Here is a 3,931-nt window from a genome sequence, read left to right on the forward strand (position 1 = left end):
CAACACTTCACCCAACCGCCCCCCCGGTATACCGAGGCCACCTTGGTCAAACGGATGGAAGAATTGGGCATCGGCCGCCCCTCCACCTACGCCTCCATCGTGACCACCATTCAGGATCGCGAATACGTCCGCAAAGACAAAAACCGTCTGATCCCCGAAGACAAGGGGCGGTTGGTCACGGCCTTTCTGACCAATTATTTCCGCAAATACGTGGGCTACGATTACACCGCCTCGCTGGAAGAAGAACTGGACCACGTCAGCGCAGGCGATGCCAACTATAAGAAAGTGCTCGAAAATTTCTGGCGCGACTTCAAGGTCACCATTGACGAGGCCATGGACAATTCCATCACCGAGGTGCTGGAAAAGATCAACGACGTGCTGGCCCCTCATATCTTCCCGCCCAACGAAGACGGCACCGATCCGCGCCTGTGCCCCAACTGCAACGAGGGCCGTTTGTCCATGCGCACCGCGCGATCCGGCGGGGCCTTCATCGGCTGTTCGCGCTACCCTGATTGCAAATACACGCGCGCCTTTGGCCCTCCGGGTGCGGAAGACGCCTCCGGCATTCCGCCCGAGGGTAAGATGCTGGGCGAAGACGACGGCGACAAAATCTGGATCCACAAGGGTCGTTTTGGTCCCTATGCCCAACGGGGTGAGGTCACGGACGACAACAAAAAGCCACCGCGTCAGTCCATCCCCAAAGAGTGGGCCCCCGAAGAGGTGACGCTGGAAACGGCGGTCAAATTGCTGGCCCTGCCCCGTCTCATTGGCCCGCACCCAGAGGACGGTGTCAACGTCTGGGCCAACATCGGGCGCTACGGCCCCTATATCAAACACGCCGACACCACGTCGTTCAAAGGCGGCACCAACGCCAATCTTGAAGGTCTGGATGAGGTCTGGGAGGTTGGCATGAACCGTGCCGTCCAGCTTTTGGCCGAAAAAGTCGCCTCGCGCGGCAGCCGCGGCAAGGCGGCCACGCCGATCAAGGAGTTGGGCGAACACCCCGATGTGGGCGGACCCGTCAACGTTTTTGACGGCAAATACGGGCCTTACGTGAAGTGGGACAAGATCAATGCGACGATCCCCGACACCATCGAAGTGGCCGACATCACGCTGAGCCAAGCAGTCACCTTGATCGAGGAACGCGCTGCCAAATCCGGCAAAAAGATCGCGCCGAAGAAGGCAGCGGCCAAAAAGAAACCTGCGGCGAAGAAAAAACCCGCCGCCAAAAAGAAACCGGCGGCGAAGAAAACGTAAATTCACTGGGAACCATTGCGCGTAACCGGAGTTTTCCGACTTGTAACCACCGGAGCCGAAAATGGCCTCTGATCCCCATAGTGCCCGGCAAATGCGGTTTCTCGCACGAATGAACCGGTTTTTCACGACCACTCATCCGGCCAAACTCCTCTTATTCGGGTATTTATCCTACATTCTTATTGGCTGGGCTCTGCTGTGCTTGCCTCTTTTTCAGCAGGTCAGCGTCAGTGCGCTCGATGCGTTGTTCATCGCGACCTCCGCGGTGTCCACCACGGGCCTTGTCAGCATCGACCCCGCCAGCAGTTTCACCTTCGGCGGGGAGGTCGTGATCCTGCTTTTGATCCAGGTGGGTGGCTTGGGCTACATGACCATCGGGTCGTTCATGGTCCTGACAATCCATCACCGATTGGGCCACGCGCGCCGCCGCACCACGAAGGCTGCGTTCAATCTGCCCGATGATGTCGACCCCGTCGTGTTCATCCGGTCGGTCCTGATCTTCACCCTGCTGGTCGAGGCCGTGGGCGCCGCCGTCCTGTTTGTCATTTTCACACAGGCCGGCGTCGCCGACCCTTTGTGGCCCGCGATTTTTCACGCAATTTCGGCGTTTTGCACCGCAGGGTTCAGCCTGTTCCCCAATTCCCTTGAAGATTTCGCCAGCAATCCGGCGTTGAACGCGACCATCTCGGCCCTCAGTATTCTGGGGGCCATGGGGTTCCTGATCGTCGTAGACAGCTGGCGGACGTTTCTGGGCCGCAAGAAATACCTTGGCTTCACCACCAAAATTATCGTGCGGATCACCCTCTTGATGTTGCTGTGCGGCACTGCCTTGATGTTTATCGTCGAACCCACACTACAGGCCCTGCCGCCCGCAGACCGCCTGATGACAGCGTTTTTCCAGACCATGACGGCGGCCACCACGGTGGGGTTCAACACCCATCCCATCGGGTCCATGGCCCCCGCCATCTTGATGGTGTTCTTCTTTCTGATGATCATCGGGGCCTCCCCTGCGGGGACGGGCGGGGGGTTGAAAACCACCTCCTTGGCGGCCCTGATCGGGTTGGTCCGCTCCACCCTTAAAGGGCGCGACCAGATCCGGTTTTTCAAACGTCGCGTCCCCTTGGACAAGTTGCAAAACGCTGCAGCCGGGTTAACGTATTACATGGTGCTGTTGTCGGTTTCGATGTTTCTTCTTCTGCTCACCGAAACCGCCCCGTTTGAGGTTTTGATGTTCGAAGCGATTTCGGCCATGGGCACGGTCGGCCTGTCCATGGGGCTGACGGGGGATTTGTCGGATTTAGGCAAGTTGATCATCATCATCCTGATGACCGCAGGGCGGGTCGGAATCCTGACCTTTGGCATCGCTTTGGCCACCGCCGATGAAAGCCGCGATGAAGAAGCCGACAATACCCTCGTGATCTAGGCGCTTTCCGATCCCGCGCGCCATTGCAACCGGTTGCAAAAATATCGCCGCAATGCGGCATAAACATTGACTCCACCCCGCCCCGCCGTATCAATGGCGCAAACCGATACGGGGGACACCATGCAAAAAATCTATCCAGATGCCGCGTCGGCCCTAGACGGGCTGTTGCACGACGGCATGTTCATTGCGGCAGGGGGCTTTGGTCTGTGCGGCATTCCTGAACTGCTGCTAGCGGCCATCAAGGATGCAGGCACAAAGGACCTCACGTTCGCGTCCAACAACGCAGGCGTGGACGACTTCGGGATCGGCATCTTGCTGCAAACCCGTCAGGTCAAGAAAATGATCTCCTCCTACGTGGGTGAAAACGCAGAATTCATGCGCCAGTATCTGTCCGGTGAGTTGGAGCTGGAATTCAATCCCCAAGGCACATTGGCGGAACGGATGCGTTCTGGCGGGTGCGGCATCCCGGGGTTCTACACCAAGACCGGCGTGGGCACGGTGATCGCCGAAGGCAAGGATCACAAGGATTTCCCCACAGGCGAAAACGGCGCCATGGAAACATACATCATGGAAGAAGGCATCTTCGCCGATCTGGCCATCGTGAAGGCGTGGAAGGCCGATGAAACCGGCAATCTGGTGTTCCGCAAAACCGCGCGCAATTTCAACCCGCCGGCGGCCATGTGCGGCAAGACCTGCGTGGTCGAGGTGGAGGAAATCGTGCCGACCGGCAGCCTCGACCCCGACACCATCCACCTGCCCGGCATCTACGTGCACCGGATCATTCAGGGCGAGCACGAAAAACGCATCGAACAGCGCACAGTGAGGACGGCATAATGTGGGATCGCAACCAAATGGCCGCCCGTGCGGCGCAGGAACTTGAAGACGGCTGGTATGTGAACCTCGGCATCGGCATTCCGACGCTGGTGGCCAATTACGTGGGCGACAAGGACATCACGCTGCAATCGGAAAACGGCATGTTGGGGATGGGTCCCTTCCCGCTTGAAGGCGACGAGGACCCGGACCTGATCAACGCAGGCAAGCAGACCATCACCGAGATGGACCGCACGGCGTATTTCGATTCAGCCACGTCCTTCGGCATGATCCGAGGCGGCAAGATCGCGGCGGCGATTTTGGGCGCGATGGAAGTGGCCGAAAACGGCGATCTGGCCAACTGGATGATCCCCGGCAAGCTGGTGAAGGGCATGGGCGGCGCCATGGATCTGGTCGCAGGCGTTGGTCGCGTGATCGTGGTGA

At 58.9% G+C, this 3,931-nt stretch carries 4 protein-coding genes; all 4 read left to right on the forward strand.

Going from position 1 to position 3,931, the window contains the following annotated elements; all coding sequences use genetic code 11:
* The coding region (locus QZ653_RS14835) for a topoisomerase C-terminal repeat-containing protein (protein WP_296421277.1) at window positions 1–1,257 on the forward strand (1,257 nt) is incomplete at its 5' end.
* A 199-nt stretch (window positions 1,258–1,456) separates the two neighbouring features.
* Window positions 1,457–2,677, forward strand: a complete 1,221-nt coding sequence (locus QZ653_RS14840; RefSeq protein WP_296421279.1) for a TrkH family potassium uptake protein — start codon at window positions 1,457–1,459, stop codon at window positions 2,675–2,677.
* 120 nt (window positions 2,678–2,797) lie between these two features.
* Window positions 2,798–3,511, forward strand: coding sequence for a CoA transferase subunit A (locus QZ653_RS14845; protein WP_296421281.1), 714 nt, complete (start codon window positions 2,798–2,800; stop codon window positions 3,509–3,511).
* Window positions 3,508–3,931: CoA-transferase (locus QZ653_RS14850; RefSeq protein ID WP_296421283.1), on the forward strand; the 424-nt coding region annotated here is incomplete at its 3' end. The genes QZ653_RS14845 and QZ653_RS14850, both read left to right, overlap by 4 nt.

This window comes from Pseudooctadecabacter sp. (genome assembly GCF_020627745.1).
GTDB lineage: Bacteria > Pseudomonadota > Alphaproteobacteria > Rhodobacterales > Rhodobacteraceae > Octadecabacter.

Coding starts and splice junctions, on each gene's coding strand:
- QZ653_RS14845 (WP_296421281.1), top strand. CDS start 2,798: ATGCAAAAAATCTATCCAGATGCCGCGTCGGCCCTAGACGGGCTGTTG.